Source organism: Alteromonas sp. G5_S2_22_S1 (genome assembly GCF_054968525.1).
The window spans coordinates 15,980-32,556 of sequence record NZ_JBQKUJ010000012.1; the positions used below are offsets into that span (position 1 = coordinate 15,980).

At 42.5% G+C, this 16,577-nt stretch carries 18 protein-coding genes; 7 read left to right on the forward strand and 11 right to left on the reverse strand.

What is annotated here, in order from left to right; translation table 11 throughout:
* Nucleotides 1-114: 114 nt before the first annotated feature.
* The 10 genes from ACTRWF_RS13255 to ACTRWF_RS13300 all read right to left on the reverse strand — a co-directional run bounded on the left by ACTRWF_RS13255 (nucleotide 115) and on the right by ACTRWF_RS13300 (nucleotide 6,966).
* Nucleotides 115-870, reverse strand: coding sequence for a TIGR04219 family outer membrane beta-barrel protein (locus tag ACTRWF_RS13255; RefSeq protein WP_012519761.1), 756 nt, complete (start codon nucleotides 868-870; stop codon nucleotides 115-117).
* A gap of 3 nt (nucleotides 871-873) precedes the next feature.
* Complete coding sequence (locus ACTRWF_RS13260; protein WP_012519762.1) at nucleotides 874-1,866, reverse strand: DUF2333 family protein; 993 nt, start codon at nucleotides 1,864-1,866, stop codon at nucleotides 874-876.
* 156 nt (nucleotides 1,867-2,022) lie between these two features.
* The gene (locus tag ACTRWF_RS13265) at nucleotides 2,023-2,385 is read right to left on the reverse strand and encodes a hypothetical protein (protein WP_015068081.1); all 363 of its coding nucleotides are present in this window, start codon (nucleotides 2,383-2,385) and stop codon (nucleotides 2,023-2,025) included.
* Entirely contained in the window at nucleotides 2,385-2,585 is a 201-nt protein-coding gene (locus ACTRWF_RS13270; RefSeq protein ID WP_012519764.1) for a PspC domain-containing protein, read from the reverse strand. The genes ACTRWF_RS13265 and ACTRWF_RS13270 overlap by 1 nt, the downstream gene beginning before the upstream one ends.
* Nucleotides 2,586-2,648: 63 nt before the next feature.
* Nucleotides 2,649-3,317, reverse strand: a complete 669-nt coding sequence (gene pspA / locus ACTRWF_RS13275; RefSeq protein WP_141154577.1) for a phage shock protein PspA — start codon at nucleotides 3,315-3,317, stop codon at nucleotides 2,649-2,651.
* Between the two features lie 332 nt (nucleotides 3,318-3,649).
* Nucleotides 3,650-3,937 (reverse strand): hypothetical protein, encoded by a 288-nt coding sequence (locus tag ACTRWF_RS13280; RefSeq protein ID WP_012519766.1) that lies wholly within the window; start codon nucleotides 3,935-3,937, stop codon nucleotides 3,650-3,652.
* 189 nt (nucleotides 3,938-4,126) lie between these two features.
* Nucleotides 4,127-5,149 carry a tRNA dihydrouridine(20/20a) synthase DusA gene (gene dusA / locus ACTRWF_RS13285; protein WP_462835688.1) on the reverse strand — a complete coding sequence of 341 codons (1,023 nt, stop codon included), beginning with the start codon at nucleotides 5,147-5,149 and terminating at the stop codon, nucleotides 4,127-4,129.
* Between the two features lie 696 nt (nucleotides 5,150-5,845).
* Nucleotides 5,846-6,094: a hypothetical protein gene (locus ACTRWF_RS13290; RefSeq protein WP_015068084.1), complete on the reverse strand. Its 249-nt coding sequence runs from the start codon at nucleotides 6,092-6,094 to the stop codon at nucleotides 5,846-5,848.
* 185 nt (nucleotides 6,095-6,279) lie between these two features.
* A complete protein-coding gene (locus tag ACTRWF_RS13295; RefSeq protein ID WP_462835689.1) occupies nucleotides 6,280-6,741 on the reverse strand; it encodes a hypothetical protein in 462 nt (153 codons plus the stop codon).
* Between the two features lie 27 nt (nucleotides 6,742-6,768).
* Nucleotides 6,769-6,966, reverse strand: coding sequence for a hypothetical protein (locus ACTRWF_RS13300; protein ID WP_462835690.1), 198 nt, complete (start codon nucleotides 6,964-6,966; stop codon nucleotides 6,769-6,771).
* A gap of 321 nt (nucleotides 6,967-7,287) precedes the next feature.
* Between ACTRWF_RS13300 and ACTRWF_RS13305 the strand changes: the two genes are divergently transcribed.
* From ACTRWF_RS13305 to ACTRWF_RS13320, 4 genes are read left to right on the forward strand one after another with little or no spacing between them, the layout of a single operon-like run.
* Nucleotides 7,288-7,839 (forward strand): hypothetical protein, encoded by a 552-nt coding sequence (locus ACTRWF_RS13305; RefSeq protein WP_012519796.1) that lies wholly within the window; start codon nucleotides 7,288-7,290, stop codon nucleotides 7,837-7,839.
* A gap of 3 nt (nucleotides 7,840-7,842) precedes the next feature.
* Nucleotides 7,843-9,606: an OmpA family protein gene (locus ACTRWF_RS13310; RefSeq protein ID WP_020746605.1), complete on the forward strand. Its 1,764-nt coding sequence runs from the start codon at nucleotides 7,843-7,845 to the stop codon at nucleotides 9,604-9,606.
* A 15-nt stretch (nucleotides 9,607-9,621) separates the two neighbouring features.
* The gene (locus tag ACTRWF_RS13315) at nucleotides 9,622-10,107 is read left to right on the forward strand and encodes a Rab family GTPase (RefSeq protein WP_012519798.1); all 486 of its coding nucleotides are present in this window, start codon (nucleotides 9,622-9,624) and stop codon (nucleotides 10,105-10,107) included.
* Between the two features lie 9 nt (nucleotides 10,108-10,116).
* Entirely contained in the window at nucleotides 10,117-12,237 is a 2,121-nt protein-coding gene (locus ACTRWF_RS13320; protein ID WP_462835691.1) for an EAL domain-containing protein, read from the forward strand.
* Between the two features lie 102 nt (nucleotides 12,238-12,339).
* Here ACTRWF_RS13320 and fghA read toward each other — a convergent pair whose 3' ends face one another.
* Nucleotides 12,340-13,182: an S-formylglutathione hydrolase gene (gene fghA, locus ACTRWF_RS13325; protein WP_012519800.1), complete on the reverse strand. Its 843-nt coding sequence runs from the start codon at nucleotides 13,180-13,182 to the stop codon at nucleotides 12,340-12,342.
* A gap of 113 nt (nucleotides 13,183-13,295) precedes the next feature.
* On the opposite strand from fghA, the gene ACTRWF_RS13330 reads away from it, so the two are divergent.
* Genes ACTRWF_RS13330 through ACTRWF_RS13340 form a run of 3 tightly spaced genes read left to right on the forward strand, consistent with a single transcriptional unit; the run spans nucleotide 13,296 to nucleotide 16,522 of the window.
* Nucleotides 13,296-14,210 carry an acyltransferase gene (locus ACTRWF_RS13330; RefSeq protein WP_012519801.1) on the forward strand — a complete coding sequence of 305 codons (915 nt, stop codon included), beginning with the start codon at nucleotides 13,296-13,298 and terminating at the stop codon, nucleotides 14,208-14,210.
* The gene (locus ACTRWF_RS13335; RefSeq protein WP_012519802.1) at nucleotides 14,207-15,100 is read left to right on the forward strand and encodes an acyltransferase; all 894 of its coding nucleotides are present in this window, start codon (nucleotides 14,207-14,209) and stop codon (nucleotides 15,098-15,100) included. Before ACTRWF_RS13330 ends, ACTRWF_RS13335 begins: the two co-directional genes overlap by 4 nt.
* Nucleotides 15,101-15,103: 3 nt before the next feature.
* Nucleotides 15,104-16,522: a mechanosensitive ion channel domain-containing protein gene (locus tag ACTRWF_RS13340; RefSeq protein WP_462835692.1), complete on the forward strand. Its 1,419-nt coding sequence runs from the start codon at nucleotides 15,104-15,106 to the stop codon at nucleotides 16,520-16,522.
* The last annotated feature ends 55 nt before the right edge of the window (nucleotides 16,523-16,577 follow it).

Genomic DNA, 16,577 nt, shown 5'->3' on the forward strand with positions numbered 1-16,577 from the left:
GAAAGTGCTAATGACACTATGAATAAGTAATAACGGGAAGAAATTACGCTTACTCATAGCAAAAGGGCGTGAACTGCATAAGCAGTCACGCCCTTTAAAATCAATACCTAACGACTAGAAATGAAGCTCTAAACCAGCAAATACACCGTCAAATTCCATGTCTGCATACACGTCATCAAGGTCTTCAATATCTACCGTTACGTTTCTGTAACCCACCTGAAGTGTCATATCAACGGCTAAACTTTCAATAAACGAATATTGAACGGCTGCTTGATAGTCACTTAGCTCGTGATCGTCAAACGACAAATAGCTACCTTCAAAGTACGCTGACAAACCGGTAAAAGGTAAGCCTAACTGAACTTTGGAATAGGCCATAGGCACAATACCTGAAAACTCTGCTGAACCGCTTGTATCACTCGCTGTATCAACGACAAATAATGCTCCGTCGATATATTTTGCATTCACACCTAGATCAAAGCTTACTAAGTCATTATCAAACAGCTCGTAGTACAGAATAAAGTCTGTTGCATCTAACTCTATATCTGTATTTACCGTCGTACTTTCAGAAAACAGTTCGCCATCAAACGTGAACGTTGAATCTAGCGTTGTGGTACCCGAATTGTCTAACGTAGTGTGGTTAACCTTAACGTTAGGCAAGAAAGGTACTGGATGTTCAAAGGCAATATATAGCGCCGTATTGGTCTCATCATCAAAATTAAAGTCGGCAGTGTTATTGCTATCAGCAAAGCCACCTTGGGTATCGGTTTGCCAAACTTGAGCACCAACATAAACGCCTGCGATAGTGTCTGCTTGAGATGAAACTGAAAATAATGCGCATCCCAATGCGGCAGCTATAAGACCTTTTTTCATTAATTATCCTTGATTAAGAAGTTCTGATATTTCAATTAAAGCAGCGTTTGCGCGAGAAATATAGTTTGCCATCACTAGAGAGTGATTCGCTAACATACCAAAGCCACTGCCATTTAAAATCATCGGACTGAATACAGACTGTTGTGTTGCTTCCAGTTCGCGAATAATTTGCTGAAGACTCACTAATGCGTTCTTATCTTCAAGCACATCGTTAAATTCAATTTCTACAGCTTTAAGGAAATGTAGTAGAGCCCATGTTGCCCCACGCGCTTCATAAAAATTATTATCTAACTTCCACCAGCTTGTCTGAACAACGCGTTGGTTGATGCTAGGCGTAGATTGTTTCGCGTTAGCATCGCCAGCTAAATCTGTATTAATTCTAGCAGATCCTACGCTGGCACTTAATCTTTGTGAATAACTACCTAGGCGTTTTTCTACCTGCTTCAACCATTCGCGCAGATTGTCTGCACGCGTATAAAATTGACTATCTGAATTTCGCGTGTTTGCCAGCTCGTCGCGGTATTTTTTCAGAAGCTCAATACCTTCAGCATAGCTAGATTCAGAAGACGGTAATGCCCAACTTTTATGGTCCATATTAAATTTGGGATGAGCTTTAGTAAGGTAAGGGTTTTCAATCGATTGAGACTGTGAGCGGCTAAAGTCTTTGCGCATTGAAAGCGCTAAGTCGCGCACCATCTCCAATGCTCCAAACTCCCACGCTGGCATATTGTCTAAAAAGACGCTAGGGGGAATAACGTCATTTGAAAGGTAACCACCAGGTTTATTAAGCAAGGTTTCAGACACGTCTATCATGGTGGTTGTAAGTGTATAACCCGCAATATTCGTTGGGTTTTCTACTGATGAGTTTTGTTCTAAACGCTTTCTTATATCAAAAGTATCTGGCGAAAGGCTCCAATACCACCCGATAAGCCAGAACAGAAGAAAAATCACCACAGCGACAATCGCTATCCGTTTTGAGTTAATTGATTGTCTCATCTAAACACCAACCTTCCTGTTAAATAGCAAATAGCCGAGCACCGTCAGCTATTTGAGTTTATTAATACTATGCGAATAATGCGTAACCTTTATGACGGCTACTTATATATCACCATTTTTTACTACGTTAACACAATTTAAATCTATTTATATTAGTTATAAAGTATGGTGCATACTTTGATCATTTCGCTGCTTATACGCGGCAGAGTTCCGATTTTTCAACGCATATAGCGCAATAACGATAAGAATTATGGGCCAAAATGCACTAACGCCCACAACTAATAAAGCTAAAAACCCTGCGCTTAGTGCTAATAGTATTGTTCCCATCACACTCACCGCTACCACGAAACCCACAATGGCTAGTACTACGCCAATAAGCGACAGAACCGCTATGTTCTCCCAAGGGCTTAAAAGCTGGTCAGACATAATAATATGCATACCCAGCCAGCTATCAACTAAGCTACCTAAGCAATTCACCAATATAATGGCTATCACCAATGCAATCAGAAAGTTTTTCATTACACTAGCCTCGGTAATAAGATAACCGCAGCAACATACGCAACAAGCGTAATAGGTGTGGCCATAAACAGCCCCAACACCGCCGCCGCTCTTACCCATACTGCGTCTATATCAAAATAGCGTGCAACGCCTGCACACACCCCAGAAATAATTCCAGCATCAAGATCTCTATAAATACGTTTCTGCGTCGGTACTTTCATCATTTTCTCCAAAAATTCTTAATTTCGACAGTCGCAATACGGGGCGGCGGTACTCAAGGTCGCTTAAGCGACCTTGCTCTTTTTAAGCTCAGCCAACTCCCTTTCAATTGTTTCATCTGCCTGCATTGCATCGAACTCAGCCTGAAGAGAGGTCGCTTCACTTGATTTAGTTAAGTCATAAGCATCGACTTGAGCTTCTAAGTGATCGATTCGCTGTTCGTAATTTTCAAAGCGTGTCATGGCATCATCTATCTTACTTTCATGATCCGCTTGCTTAACTTTTAACCGTGTATGGGCAGCGTTTCTTCTCTGCGCTAAGGATTTTTGCTTCGCTTTAGCTTCCGCCAACTTAGTATTCAAACGAGCAGTATCACCTTGGATTTTTTCAATGCTGTCGGCCAAATGGCCTTCTTGCTCTTCAAGGGATGTCAGTTTCGCTACATACTTCTGCTTTTCCATTAGCGCTGCTTTAGCTAATGACTCTTTATCGTTGTTCATCGCAATCTGAGCTTTGTGTTGCCAGCCATCCACTTCTTTTTTCGCAGCGTCAATATGTCGCGCTAACGTTTTTTGCTGTGCGATATAGCGGGCGGCATCGGTGCGAACTTCAACTAACGTTTCTTCCATTTCCTGAATGATCAAGCGAATAATTTTTTCAGGATCTTCAGCTTTGTCTAACATTGCGTTGATATTTGCTTGAACAATATCGTTAATGCGCGAAAACATACCCATGATTATTTCTCCGTTCAAAATAGTATTTTGGTTTCCAGCATTTCTTGTTTATCTGATCCGACGCTGGTTGCCACTGACTGAGTTCTTCTCAACACCATAACTATTACAATCACTGTGCCAGTTATTTAACCCATTGTTTTATATGATATTTAATTAAAATAAAAGAAAACAAGACTGCATACTTAACGACCAGATGCAACTTGTTAGTTTTTTTGACCAACAAATTCGTTAATTTGACCACGAGCAAAAACTGTTGCGATGCCTACCCTTTTTCAAGTTATTACAGGTACAAAAAAAGCGCCCTATGGCGCTCTCTTAAACTAAGTATCAATTTAGTCGGCATCGTCTTCGTTGGCTTCGCCATTAGTCGGTGTAGCGACAACAAGGTCGGTTACACTCACCTTACCGCTGCCCTGCAACTCTTGTGGGCTCAGTTCGAAATGGTAAGTGGTGTTTGCAACTGCTTGATACACATCGGCTTTAATTTCTTGCGTTGTTGCGGCTACCGCATTTGATACAACATTGGTTAAAAACGACTGTAGCACTGACTCTTCTGCATTTGCTACGCTGCTTGCCATGGTTGCTGTTAGTAAAGTTGCTGCGATTAGTGAAGTTTTCATAATTTCCCTCTGAGTTAGTCAGTGCAACAACACGCCGTTGTTGCGATACTTAGAGGATTGCGAGAGCTGTGCCAAGATCTCAAAACCTATTAACACCCTGATTTTAATAAACTAAATAAAAAAGCCCGCCATAAGGCGAGCTTCTTAAAATTGAACAAATATTAAACTTTGGTCAAAACTACTAAAACGTTAGTCTTTTTGACTATTATATTCGGCCACTTCTCGTTGGGCACTTTCTACTGCATCCAGTGCGTTAAGGAGCAAATTCGGATCTGGGTTTTTGCCTGTACCATTTTGACTAAGATATCTGCGCCATATACGCCCACCCGCTTGGCCCTGATACAGCCCCAAAATATGACGGGCTGCATGCCACGGTTTAAAGTAAGGGTCTTCTTGGCGTTCAATATATTGCTGCATTTGAAGTACTATCTCACGACGTGACAGACTCTGTGCATTAGCATCACCAAATATGTCCTTATCAACGCTCGACATGATATATGGGTTTGCGTAAACCTCACGTCCCACCATAACACCATCTACGCTTTCCAACTGCTGTTGGGTTTCAGCAAGTGTTTTAATACCACCGTTAATACTAATCGATAATTCAGGGCGGGCTTGTTTAAGGCGGTGAACGCGCGGATAATTTAACGGCGGAATTTCGCGATTTTCTTTCGGACTTAGCCCTTGCAACCAGGCTTTTCGTGCGTGAACAATGAATGTATCACAGCCAGCGTCGGCGACCGTATCAATAAACCGAGCAAAGTCTTCATCTTCGTCCATGTCATCAATACCAATTCTACATTTTACGGTTACAGGAATATCAACAGCAGACTGCATAGCTTTAACGCAGTTTGCTACAACTTCTGGCTGCGCCATTAAACACGCGCCAAAGCTGCCGTTTTTTACTCGGTCACTTGGACAGCCCACATTAATGTTCACTTCATCGTAGCCGCGCTCTTGAGATAATTCTGCGCACTTGGCCATGTCAGACGGATCGCTTCCACCAAGCTGTACCGCGATAGGATGCTCTTCTTTGTTGTACCCTAAATAGTCGCCTTTACCGTAAATGATCGCCCCTGTTGTAACCATTTCCGTATATAAAAGCGTATGCTTAGACATTAAACGTAAAAAATAGCGACAATGCCTGTCTGTCCAATCCAGCATAGGGGCAACAGAGAATTTACGATTGAAAGAGATGTCAGACATAGACATTAAAACCTTGATTAATATGTAAAAAAGTAAATCTCATCGCATTTTTACCGATTTCAAAATTAGTGACATTTCCGTGTTATTCCGTCGATTTATCCCTTAGAGGGACACAGTAGGAATACAAAAATATGGCTTTTACTCAATCAACAAGCGGCTTCGCGGAGAAAGAACCGCACATTGTACTTCTGTAAAGCAGAAAAACAAAGGCAAGATAGTTTTCTCCAAGTCTAAAACATTCACTTCACCCTCGTCGTGCGCCTCTTAGCATCCAAAATAAAAAGTCACCATATTGAACGTCACTGTTTGGCTTGTGCAGCAAACTTACGCTCATTGATGACTGCAAGATTTACATGAACCAAAATGAATGCCTTCTTTTCCACTTTCTTATAGTAGTATGAACGCAAGATGAGAAAGACAGTGCAGCATTCAATTACATTGAAGCTGCCTACATGTTCGAGGAAAAAGAGCGATAACTCTTACTAAACTTTCTAGCGGCCCCTTTCTCCCCTAAAAATTTTAGACACGGACGTCTTCTTGTTCATTATTTTGCACTGTTCAATAATAGTGAACACGAAAGATAAATGAACAAATGGACAGCTCACGCGATGGCTGGACGCTTATCCGTACAACATGGATGCACAGGACTATGACGATATGAAAGCCATGGTGTTTCACCGGCTACTGATAAGCCCCCACCCGCTAGTAAGTGTCACGAAGGTTTGAGTTTGAGAAGATATTATAATAATAAGTGGCAGACCAAGTAAGCATCATAAACCCCGTGAGCGATATAGAGTCAATCAAAAGCGCTAACTCTTGTTGGGGCGTTACCGATAAACTGCCTAAGGTAGTAAAGCTGCTAGCTGCTACGTGAAGGAAGTCTAAGGGCAATAGAACAGTATCACCTTGAAAGCCATTTAAACCAACGATGTCGAATGCGAAATACAACATAAGTGCGTACCATAATATTTCTATTATATGAATTAAGAAGAGGAAAATAACCACGGATACACTCATGAAAAAATGCGACGTAAAACGCCTTGAAAACCGTGTAATCGTTCTTAATCCCCAATAGTGAAAGATGATGATTACGACCGTACTGAATAGCGATAAAAATAGGCTAGTGGCAAGCAACATTATTCACCCACCGCTTCTTCAAGCTGCCGATTTTGCATACAGTTCATTGCTATCTTTTTGGCAAAGCTGGCACATGAATCTAACCCAGGCACGTTAATGTACCAAGGCGTTGCATACGCCGACCCTATAAAGACTCCGGTTGGTTTTCCATTACGCAATAACTCATGTGAACGGGAAATACTTAAATCTGTTAGGGCTTTATCACACGCGTATGTTTTATCTTTATCAGAAAACTCGATGAGCTTTTTCAGGGTTGCAAGCTTATCAGCCTTACCAAGAACCCCTTTAGCGTCTATCGTTATTGAACGTGAATGCGACGTTTCGTTCTTTCTTACACTATGGCTTTGCTCTACGTGTAAAATCCCATTTTCATAAAGCGCGATTAGTTTGCTAGCACTGTCGCTCGGAATAGATGCAAAAGAGGCACTAAGCAAAGGCTTTATATCCTGATAATTTGCCAAAAATTCTTTTAGCAGTAATGGCGACTGCTAAATGTAATCTACCCCTGCTGCCATTATTGCTGGCCAATCAGACTCTTTAGTCTTACTACTTAGTGCGAGAAGTTCGGTTTTAAGTTTTGAAAAAGGGTGACCTATCGACTCGCGCTGAGTGAGAAAACCCAATGCCTTTGAAAATGGCATACCGGCTATTTGCCTATGGGTTTCAGGTAGTTCTTCTTTGAACAAAGGAAGTAATCGGTAGCGATAAAAGCTTTCAATATTACTTACGCGGATATTAGTGGGTTGTTCTAACTTTTCTCCCCCGTCTTTTATGCTTTTTTGCGCACACTAAACGAGGAGACCGCACAGAAAGGCTAATAACAACTTACTGAAACAGCGCTGCTTTTTGCTAGGTGCTTACCACTATTATGCTTTTAGCGTATTTCAAAGTTTTCAAATTGGGGCTATTGTATAGAGTAGGACTTAAAAATTATTAGCATAGATAAATATGTGATAGCCGTTTTTTGCATGCCTGATGCAAATAAACCGCGCCCTTGGAGACATTTTATGGCGGACAAGAAGCCGAAGGACCAGCAAGCGCAAGACGTTAACGAAACCCAAAGCGCCCCTCAACCAGCAGACGAACTTGCTCAATTAAGAGAAATTTTATTTGGTCAAACTAACCGTGCATTTCGCGCAGATCTGTCTGCCCTTGAGTCACGCGTTAACGACAGCTTTGCAAAACTGAATACACATCTTGATGATCAGTTTAACGATATACGTAAGCTTATCGATCAACAAATCTCTGAACTTTCTAATCAATTGGCCAGTGCTAATGACAATCACAGTAATGTTCAAGAGCAGCTTCAAAATACGACTGATAAATTACAAAGTGAGCTGGAAATAGCTGAAACTGCAGCGAAAAGTGACAATGACGCGCTTGAAGCTCATGTTGTTAAGGAGCTTGAATCCTTGGATAACTTGTTTAGCAAACGCCATCAAGAATTGCTGGAAAAACTTCAGCAGGTAACGAGCGAGCTTTCAGAAAGTAAAACCGACAGGAAAACACTGGCGAACCTACTTTCAACTATGGCTACCAACCTCGCCACAGATAGCTAATTAATGACTGACAAGGGAGCACCAGCTGATTTGCCTGACAACTCACTGGATAAAGTCAGAGAGCTGCTTATTGGGCGAGACGACAAGTTCGTTCAAGAGAAGCTTGATAGCGATGCAAAGGGATTTGTAAGTAGTGTTGTTTCAGAAGCATTGTTTGAGCGTGAAACCAAAGATGGCTCAGTGAACAAGGTACTTGTCCCTCTGGTTGAAAAGTCTTTGCACCGCTCCATAGAGGCAAACAGTGAGAAAATTGTAGGCACGCTTTATCCCCTTGTTGGCACATTGGTAAGAAAAGCGGTTTCGTCGTTTTTGATTGAATTCGTAGAACGAACCAATGCGCTTATTGAACACAGCCTAAGTCCGAAGAGTATCTCGTGGCGATTTAGAGCATGGCAGTCGGGTATCAAGTATTCTGAATACGTTGCCTCACAAATCTATCAATATCAGGTTCAGCAGCTTCTGGTTATTCATAGAGAGACCGGAACTCTTCTTCACAGCATTTCATCAGATCCTGATAAAGAAAAAGATGCCGATCTCATTTCTTCTATGCTGGTTGCCATTAATGATTTTGTGGCCGACGCTTTTGGCGTAACAAGCACTGAATCAGAAAACGAGCTTGGTGAAATCAAAACAGAAGATTTCACATTGCTTATTAAAATTGGCCCCCAGGCTCTACTTGTGGCGGCAGTAACAGGCAGTGTTCCGCCCGAAGTGCGCGGCAAGCTCCAGCAGGCGCTAGAAGAGTTTCACCACTTTTACCAACAGCCCTTAGTCAACTATGACGGTGATAACGCCCCCTTTGATGGCTGCGAAACTATTTTGGCCGATTGCTTGGTAAGTGAAAGAAAAGAAGGCGAAGGTAAAAAATCGAAGCGCCTTATTGGCGGTGTTGTACTTTTAGTAATACTGTTCGCGATAGGTATTCTATCATTTATGCGGCTATCGCTGACTGTATTAAAAAGCGATTTACACGAGCTTGTGCCTCCACCAGGTGTCATCCTGACCGACACTTATATTTCAAACGGAAAAGTACACGCAAAGGTGCTACGAGACCCCGCCGCCACCAGCATTAACCAGTGGTTTAGCGAAAGTGATATTGACTTATCCAGAGTGATTGTTAGTGAAGAGCCGTTTGTCTCGCTCAAATCCCATGTGATATTGCGTAAACTCGAAACACTGGTTAATGCGTTCCACTTAAGTGAAACAGAAACCTTGTCGCTTAACGCTAAAGAGGATAATAACGCAGTGATATCGGGAAGCGTATTCGCCTCAACCGCTCAGCGCTTTACCCAACAAATGGGGCGTATTCCAGGTATTTCGTCAATTCATGTAGATACCGATGCGCTTAACGTAAAAGCAGCCCATCAAATCGACAATGCTGTTATACAAAAAGCGGCGCTAAACCGGTTAGTTAATAAAATTTCTTCGCAAACTGTACTTTTTGCTACTAACCAACAAGTGCTTTCTGAAGTACAGTTAGCCAAATTAGAATCACTGGCTAACGAAATAAAGCAACTTTTATCTCTTGCCAACAAAACCAATACGGTTGTTAGCATTGTGGTAATGGGTGCCAGTGACAACTCAGGTTCAAGTGCACGAAATCGTGAGCTTAGCCAAAAACGCGCAGAGAATGTTGTGAATTCATTAATTTCACTTGGTGTAGAAAGTGATATCCTTATACCTGTAAGCTTAGGAGAGCTACCATTGCAAAACGCATCAATGGGACGTTCAGTTATGTTAAACGTATTAATATCCAGTGAGCTGTAGTAAGGAAACTTTTCAGTGATACAGAAAAAAGTTTGTATTTTAGGACCTACTGGTGTTGGAAAAACAAGCCTAATCAAGCAGTTCGTCGAAGGTATTTTCTCTGAAAAGTACAAGACCACTATTGGTGTAAAAATAGACAAGAAGCAAGTCAATAAAGAGGGACGCGGTGTTCAGCTTCTGCTTTGGGATTTAGAAGGTATCGACAGATACTGTGGTTTCAACCCTCGATATCTTAGAGGGGCCAGCGCCTACATCGTTGTGGTAGACCAGACCCGTTCTCAATCTTTGCTTGAAGGCATGGAAATTTTAGAACTCGCCAAAGAACACTACCCTGACATTCCTGCATTTTTCGTTGTTAATAAAACCGACCTTCCAACAAGTTGGCATTGGAGTGAGGAAGAGCTAAACACTTATGCTCAGAAATTTACTTCGCTTACAAAAACCAGCGCAAAAACCGGTGAAAATGTAGAGAACTTATTTAGTACCATTGCGTTTTGGTAGGAGATTGCCATGGATATTCATTTATTAAATGCGTTAGGCATTACGAATTGCGCTTTATTCAAGTGCAGTGCTGAAGAAGAATTAGAGTGCCTAACCCCAGAATTACCATGGCTTCCTCACGTTGTCACATTAGACGAAAAAAACCGGCTACAAAAAAAGCATACCCCCTCCATTTTCCTAGATGATTTCTTTCTAGATGCCGGTGAGGTGTGGAAAGGCGATACCTCTTTTACCTTGTCTTCAGGCTTTTGGACAGAACAAAATGAAAAGCAGGTACTACGTCTTGAGGCACTAGCGATTAATAGCGAATCTGGCTCGCGCTACTTAGTAGTTAAAAACATTGAAGAACAATTCGACGAAAAGCGAAAAACCCTGCAAGCCGCAAGAGAGCTATTGTTAAGCCACCACGAAATCGTTGGTCAGCATGAATATATAAGGCACAAATTAAACAGTGTGCTTCGCAAAAATAAACGAATGCAGAAATTGGTTCCTCCTATTCAACAAGCAATTCACAACCTTGAAACAGGTGTGGTTATTCTTGATGATAAGGGCGGTTTAGTTCTTGATAACAAAGCCTCTCATAGGCTTCTTCTTTGCAGCAGTACAACACCAAGCTCAATCCGCGTAGGTGAGCTATTAAAAGGTATCGATGCCCCCGCCTCTTTCTTACCAACTCTTGTGAAGAAAAAAGCCCCTTGGCAGGGAGAGCTTTATTGGCAGCCGGTGGACGAATACAAAGTCTGGCTTCAAGTTACCATTCACCCAGTGTTACAGGGAGATGAGCTGACGCACTGGGTTTACCTGTTTACTGATATTACACATATTCACAATAAAGAAGAGAGCGTATTAACCGCTAGCGGAATGGACTCGCTAACCAAGGTTGCCAATCGGAATCTGTTTACTGATACCGTAAAACGTCTTGTGCAAGAGGAAACGGCATTCAAGCTTTTCATTATTGATATTTGCGGTTTCAAGAGAATAAATGAAGCGCTTAGCTATCAGTCAGGAGATGAGATCCTCAAGTCCTTCGCGCTTCGCCTGCAGGCCTTCGTCGGCAATAGCGGCTTTATAGCAAGAATTGGCAGTAACGAATTCGCCCTAGTGAAACGTGAAGATACGTTTAAGAATGAATCGAGCGAGCAGTACGTAAAAAACCTTATTCAAAAGTTAACCCAAACCTATACCGTCCTTAATGGAAGCGAGCCAAACTTAGGGGTGAATATTGGTGAAGCTAACTACCCTGCCCACTGCAGTTCGTCTGAGGGTCTGCTTCAGTGTGCTGATATTGCCTTACAGGCATCTAAATATCAGGGGCGTAATACTGCGCTAACTTATAGCGAAGAGTTACATAAACAGCACTTCGCCATTAATGAACTTGAAAACCAGCTTCGCAAAGCGATAGACGAAAACCAGCTAAAGCTTTTTTTACAGCCTATCGTCGATTTAACCACAGGTAAAATTGTTAAATGTGAAGCCTTGGCACGTTGGATTACGCCCGAGGGAAAATTTATTTCCCCTGAAGTATTTATTCCACTAGCGGAGAAAAGCGAGCTCATCTTCCCCTTTGGTGAGTGGCTTATCAATGAAGCGTGTAATGCGATTGACGCCTTAAAAGGGGCCAATTTAGACATCCGTTTAGCAATTAACATCTCGGGCCGACAAGTCTCAGACTTGGCCTTGCTTAACCAAATTAAGAACGCACTTGAAGACCATCAGCTGCCGGGCTCAAACCTGTCAATTGAACTTACCGAAAGCGTGTTGGTAGAAAGTTTAGATGTGGTTTCGGTTCTGTTGAACGAACTTCGCGGGATGGGGATTACCGTATCGATTGATGACTTTGGAACAGGCTTCAGTTCACTCGTGTATTTGAAAAAGCTGCCAATTGACGAACTTAAAATTGACCGCTCGTTTGTAAGTGAACTTGAAAAAAACACCGACGACCAAGCCATTGTGCAAGCTATTTTAGGTTTAGCACATAACCTGAATATAAAAATCATCGCTGAAGGGATTGAGACCCAGCAGCAGCAAGACTTTTTACAAAGTCATCAATGTGCGTATGGTCAAGGGTATTTATACCAACGCCCCGTCGCTATAAAGGAATTTATTTCGCTAGCGCAAAAGCTTAAATAAACAGGCAATGACTTACACCATCTCTTACCCTATCTACAAATAAAAAAGCCGAAGACCGCGATTTACATCGCCGTTCTTCGGCTTTCCACATTCGAAATATTGTTAAATAAGGCCCATATGCCCCGCGTGGAACTCTAAGTGTTCTTCAATAAATGAAGCGATGAAGAAATAGCTGTGATCATAACCTTCATGCATGTTTAGCGTTAACTGGGTGTCTGATTGCTGTGCAGCATGCACTAACGTTTGCGGCTTTAGTTGCTCGTGTAAAAACTCATCTTTTGTGCCTTGCTCAACTAAAAGCGGCACGCTGTGTGTTTTACTTGCAAGTAACACAGAAGCGTCATAATCCTTCCACGTTTCTTTATCATCGCCTAAGTAACGGCCAAGCGCCTTTTGTCCCCACGGACAATCAGATGGGTTTGATATAGGGCTAAAAGCAGACACAGATACAAATTTATTCGGATTACGCATGCCGATAACTAAGGCACCGTGCCCCCCCATAGAATGGCCACTAATGGCTCGCTCTTTAGTAACAGGGAACTCACTTTCAATAAGCGCAGGCAATTCATCAACAATGTAGTTATACATGTTATAATGCGTATTCCACGGTGCTTGAGTAGCGTTTACGTAGAATCCAGCGCCTAGGCCGAAATCATAAGATCCTTCATCATCATCAGGTACACCTTCTCCTCGAGGTGATGTATCTGGTGCGACTATTGCCATACCGAGCTCGGCCGCTAGTTTCATTGCTCCTGCTTTCTGCATGAAGTTTTGGTCGGTACAGGTCAACCCCGACAGCCAATACAATACTGGCACTGGCTTCTCTTTCGAAGCGAAAGGGGGAAGAAATATCGCGAATGTCATATCGCACTGTGTTGTTTCAGCTTTGTGGGTGTAGCGTAAATGACGCCCCCCAAATGCTCTATTTTCGCCAATAAGTTCCATTTCAGCTCCTTAAATTCGTAAATTTGCACCTTTATTGTGGAATCAGTAAAGGCTCTATCGGATTTTAGATCAAGTTCGTTTACACTAAGCGCCTAATTTTTGAGGTAAGTACAATGGTAAAAGCACTGCTGCATCATATTGTTGGCACTATTTCGGTCATTTTTTATTTTTTAAACACAGTTTTGTGGTCTACGCCTATTTTTATATTGGCAGTTTTTAAACTCATCCCTATCGCCCCGTGGCGGCGTTTCATTTCTTATTTACTCGACGCATGCGCCACCGCGTGGATAGGCGTCAATAATATTAATCAGCGCATTAGTGGACGCACAAAGTGGCAAGTAAACGGGCTGGAAAAACTGACTCGAAAAGATTGGTACCTCGTTGTTGCTAACCATCAATCTTGGGTCGATATCCTCGTTCTTCAACGTGTATTTAACCGAAAGATTCCTTTTCTGAAGTTTTTCCTCAAAAAAGAGCTTATTTATGTGCCCATTTTAGGTCTTACCTGGTGGGCGCTCGATTTTCCATTCATGCGTCGTTACTCGAAGTCTTTCATTGCTAAAAATCCGCACCTGAAAGGTAAAGATATGGAAACCACCCGCAAAGCGTGTGAAAAATTTCGCAATAAGCCGGTAAGTATAATGAACTTCGTAGAAGGCACGCGTTTCACCACAGCCAAGCATGATAGACAGAACTCTCCGTTTGAGCACTTGCTAAAGCCTAAAGCCGGCGGTATTGCTTTTGTGTTGTCGGCCATGGGCGACCAGCTACATAAACTTATTGACGTTACCATCGACTATCCTAATGGGGTCCCCTCGTTTTGGGATTTCGTAAGCGGTAAAGTTCGCGACATTCGCGTGAATATTGATGTGATGCCAGTAAAAGAGATTATGGACAATGGGGTTTTCAACGACAGCTATTTTGATGACCCACAAGTGCGTGCCCGCTTTCAGACATGGCTAAATGAGCGTTGGCATGCCAAAGATCAACGTTTAGCATCACTTAACGCAACTCAGAAACCATTATGATCCGTCTAGTACTTGCGCCTTTTATCTTCGTTTTACATACCACACTGCAAATTCTTAACTTAGCTTTGTGGGGTGGGCTTATTATTCTATTGGGTTTGGTAAAGCTTTTATTGCCGAACGGAAAAATTAGAACAGCGTGGAATAAGGTCATGCACGCGCTGATGTTTAGCTTTGGCCGCATTAGTGTCATATTGATTCGCCTATTCAACAAGGTCGACATTGTGTGCTCTGTTCACGGCACGCTTTCTAAAGATAGCTGGTATCTTATTATCGCGAACCACCTAAGCTACCTCGATATCATTTTACTTATTGAATTCGCTACACACCGTATTCCAGCGCCCAAGTTTTTCTTAAAGAAAGAGCTTATCTGGCTGCCTTTTGTAGGGCTTGGCGCGTGGGCACTTGATATGCCTTTCATGCACAGGTATACCCGTGCTTATTTAGAGAAGCACCCTGAAAAAAGGGGAAAGGATCTGGAAACCACTAAAGCGTATTGTGAAAAGTTCAGAACCGTGCCGACTACAGTGATAAATTTTGTTGAAGGAACACGCTTTACATCACAGAAGCACCTTTCAAAGCAAAGCCCCTATGTCAACTTACTTCCACCTAAGGCGGGGGGCGTGTCTTTCGCCTTATCAGCCATGGGCGAGTTATTTACGAACGTACTGGATATTTCTTTGCTCTACCCTGAAAATAAACGTCATCCGATGATGGCAATGTTAAGCGGCCAGATGACTAAAATTGTTATTGATGTAAACGTAACGCCTGTACCCGAGTTACAACAGCAGTCAGAACGTACAGAGTCTGAATTTCGTCTTTATTTCCAAAACTGGTTAAATAGCTTATGGAAAAATAAAGACAACCGCATAAAGCAATTATTGGAGTCATAAATAATGGAAGTGAGTGCTTCAGTACGCGATTACTTTATACACTTGGTAAACGACGTTTTCCCAAACTTAACCACTGAGGACCCGCTTTATACAGTGCTTGCACTAGGGTCTACCCTGATAATTGCAGCGTTCATTTATATTATTGCGCGGTTATTAGTACGCCCGCAAATTGCTAGCTGGGTTTACAAGTCTAATAATAAATGGGACAACGCGCTTCAAGAGCATGGCTTCTTTAGACCTTTAATGCACCTCTTCCCTGCGCTATTCATCTACGTTGCCACTCCAGTACTTATCGATGATGAAGCCGTCATGCACGGTATGGTAATCAAAAGTGCTCAGCTGTATATGCTTTACAGTGGCTTACTCGCTTTGTACGCCATGCTAAGCACAGTAGAAGACGTTTACAACGCCTCAGCCCTTTCCCGACGAGCCCCGATTACAGGGTTCATTCAGGTGACTAAACTTGCCTTTGCAATCATTACTATACTGCTGAGTATTTCTTTAATAGTCGATAGAAGTCCGTTGCTTATTGTATCGGGCCTAACCGCTATTGCCGCGGTGCTGTTATTGATATTCAGAGACACTATTTTAGGTTTTGTGGCCGGTATACAGATTGCCGCCAACCGCATGTTTAATACCGGTGATTGGATAGCCATGCCGAAATACGAAGTTGACGGTGAAATACTTGAAATAGGCTTAACCAATGTAAAGGTACAAAACTGGGACAAAACAATCTCGACACTACCTACTTATAGCCTTACTACTGAAGCGGTGAAGAACTGGCGAGGCATGCAGGAGTCCGGCGGCCGCAGAATTAAGCGCGCCATTTATATTGATGTGCACTCTATCAAACTCTGCGACAAAGATATGTTAGACCGCTTTTCAAAAATTCGTTATATCAACGAATATATCGATAAAAAGAAAAACGAACTGCGTGCTTATCACAGGGATTACTCCATTGATGAGTCGGATTTACTCAATAACCGCAAGCTAACCAATATCGGTACGTTTAGAGCCTACTTAGAAGCCTATTTGCGCAAGCATGCGAATATCAACCAAGAGCTTACGCTTATGGTTAGGCAGCTTCCCCCTAATGAGCTAGGTTTGCCCTTAGAAATTTATTGCTTTAGCGCAGAAAAAGAATGGGTCAAATACGAGAAAGTACAGTCGGATATTTTCGACCACGTCATGGCCATGCTTGACCTGTTCGACCTACGCGCCTACCAGCGAGACGGTCACCTCTCGCTTTTAGCCCACCGCGAGCACAGTGCCTATCAGCAAGAGGCAAAGGTGAACGCCAGGCAAGGTGCTGATAATAGTGCCAAGCAAAGTACAAGTGAAAGTTCTGATGGAAGTGCCGATGAAAGGACAGAGCGTAGTGTAAACACGCCTGCAGAGCCTCACAGCACGCCGAAAGCGTAACCATCAATAACTGTTTTACAGACGTAAAAAAACCGGCTTTGAAGCCGGTTTTTTC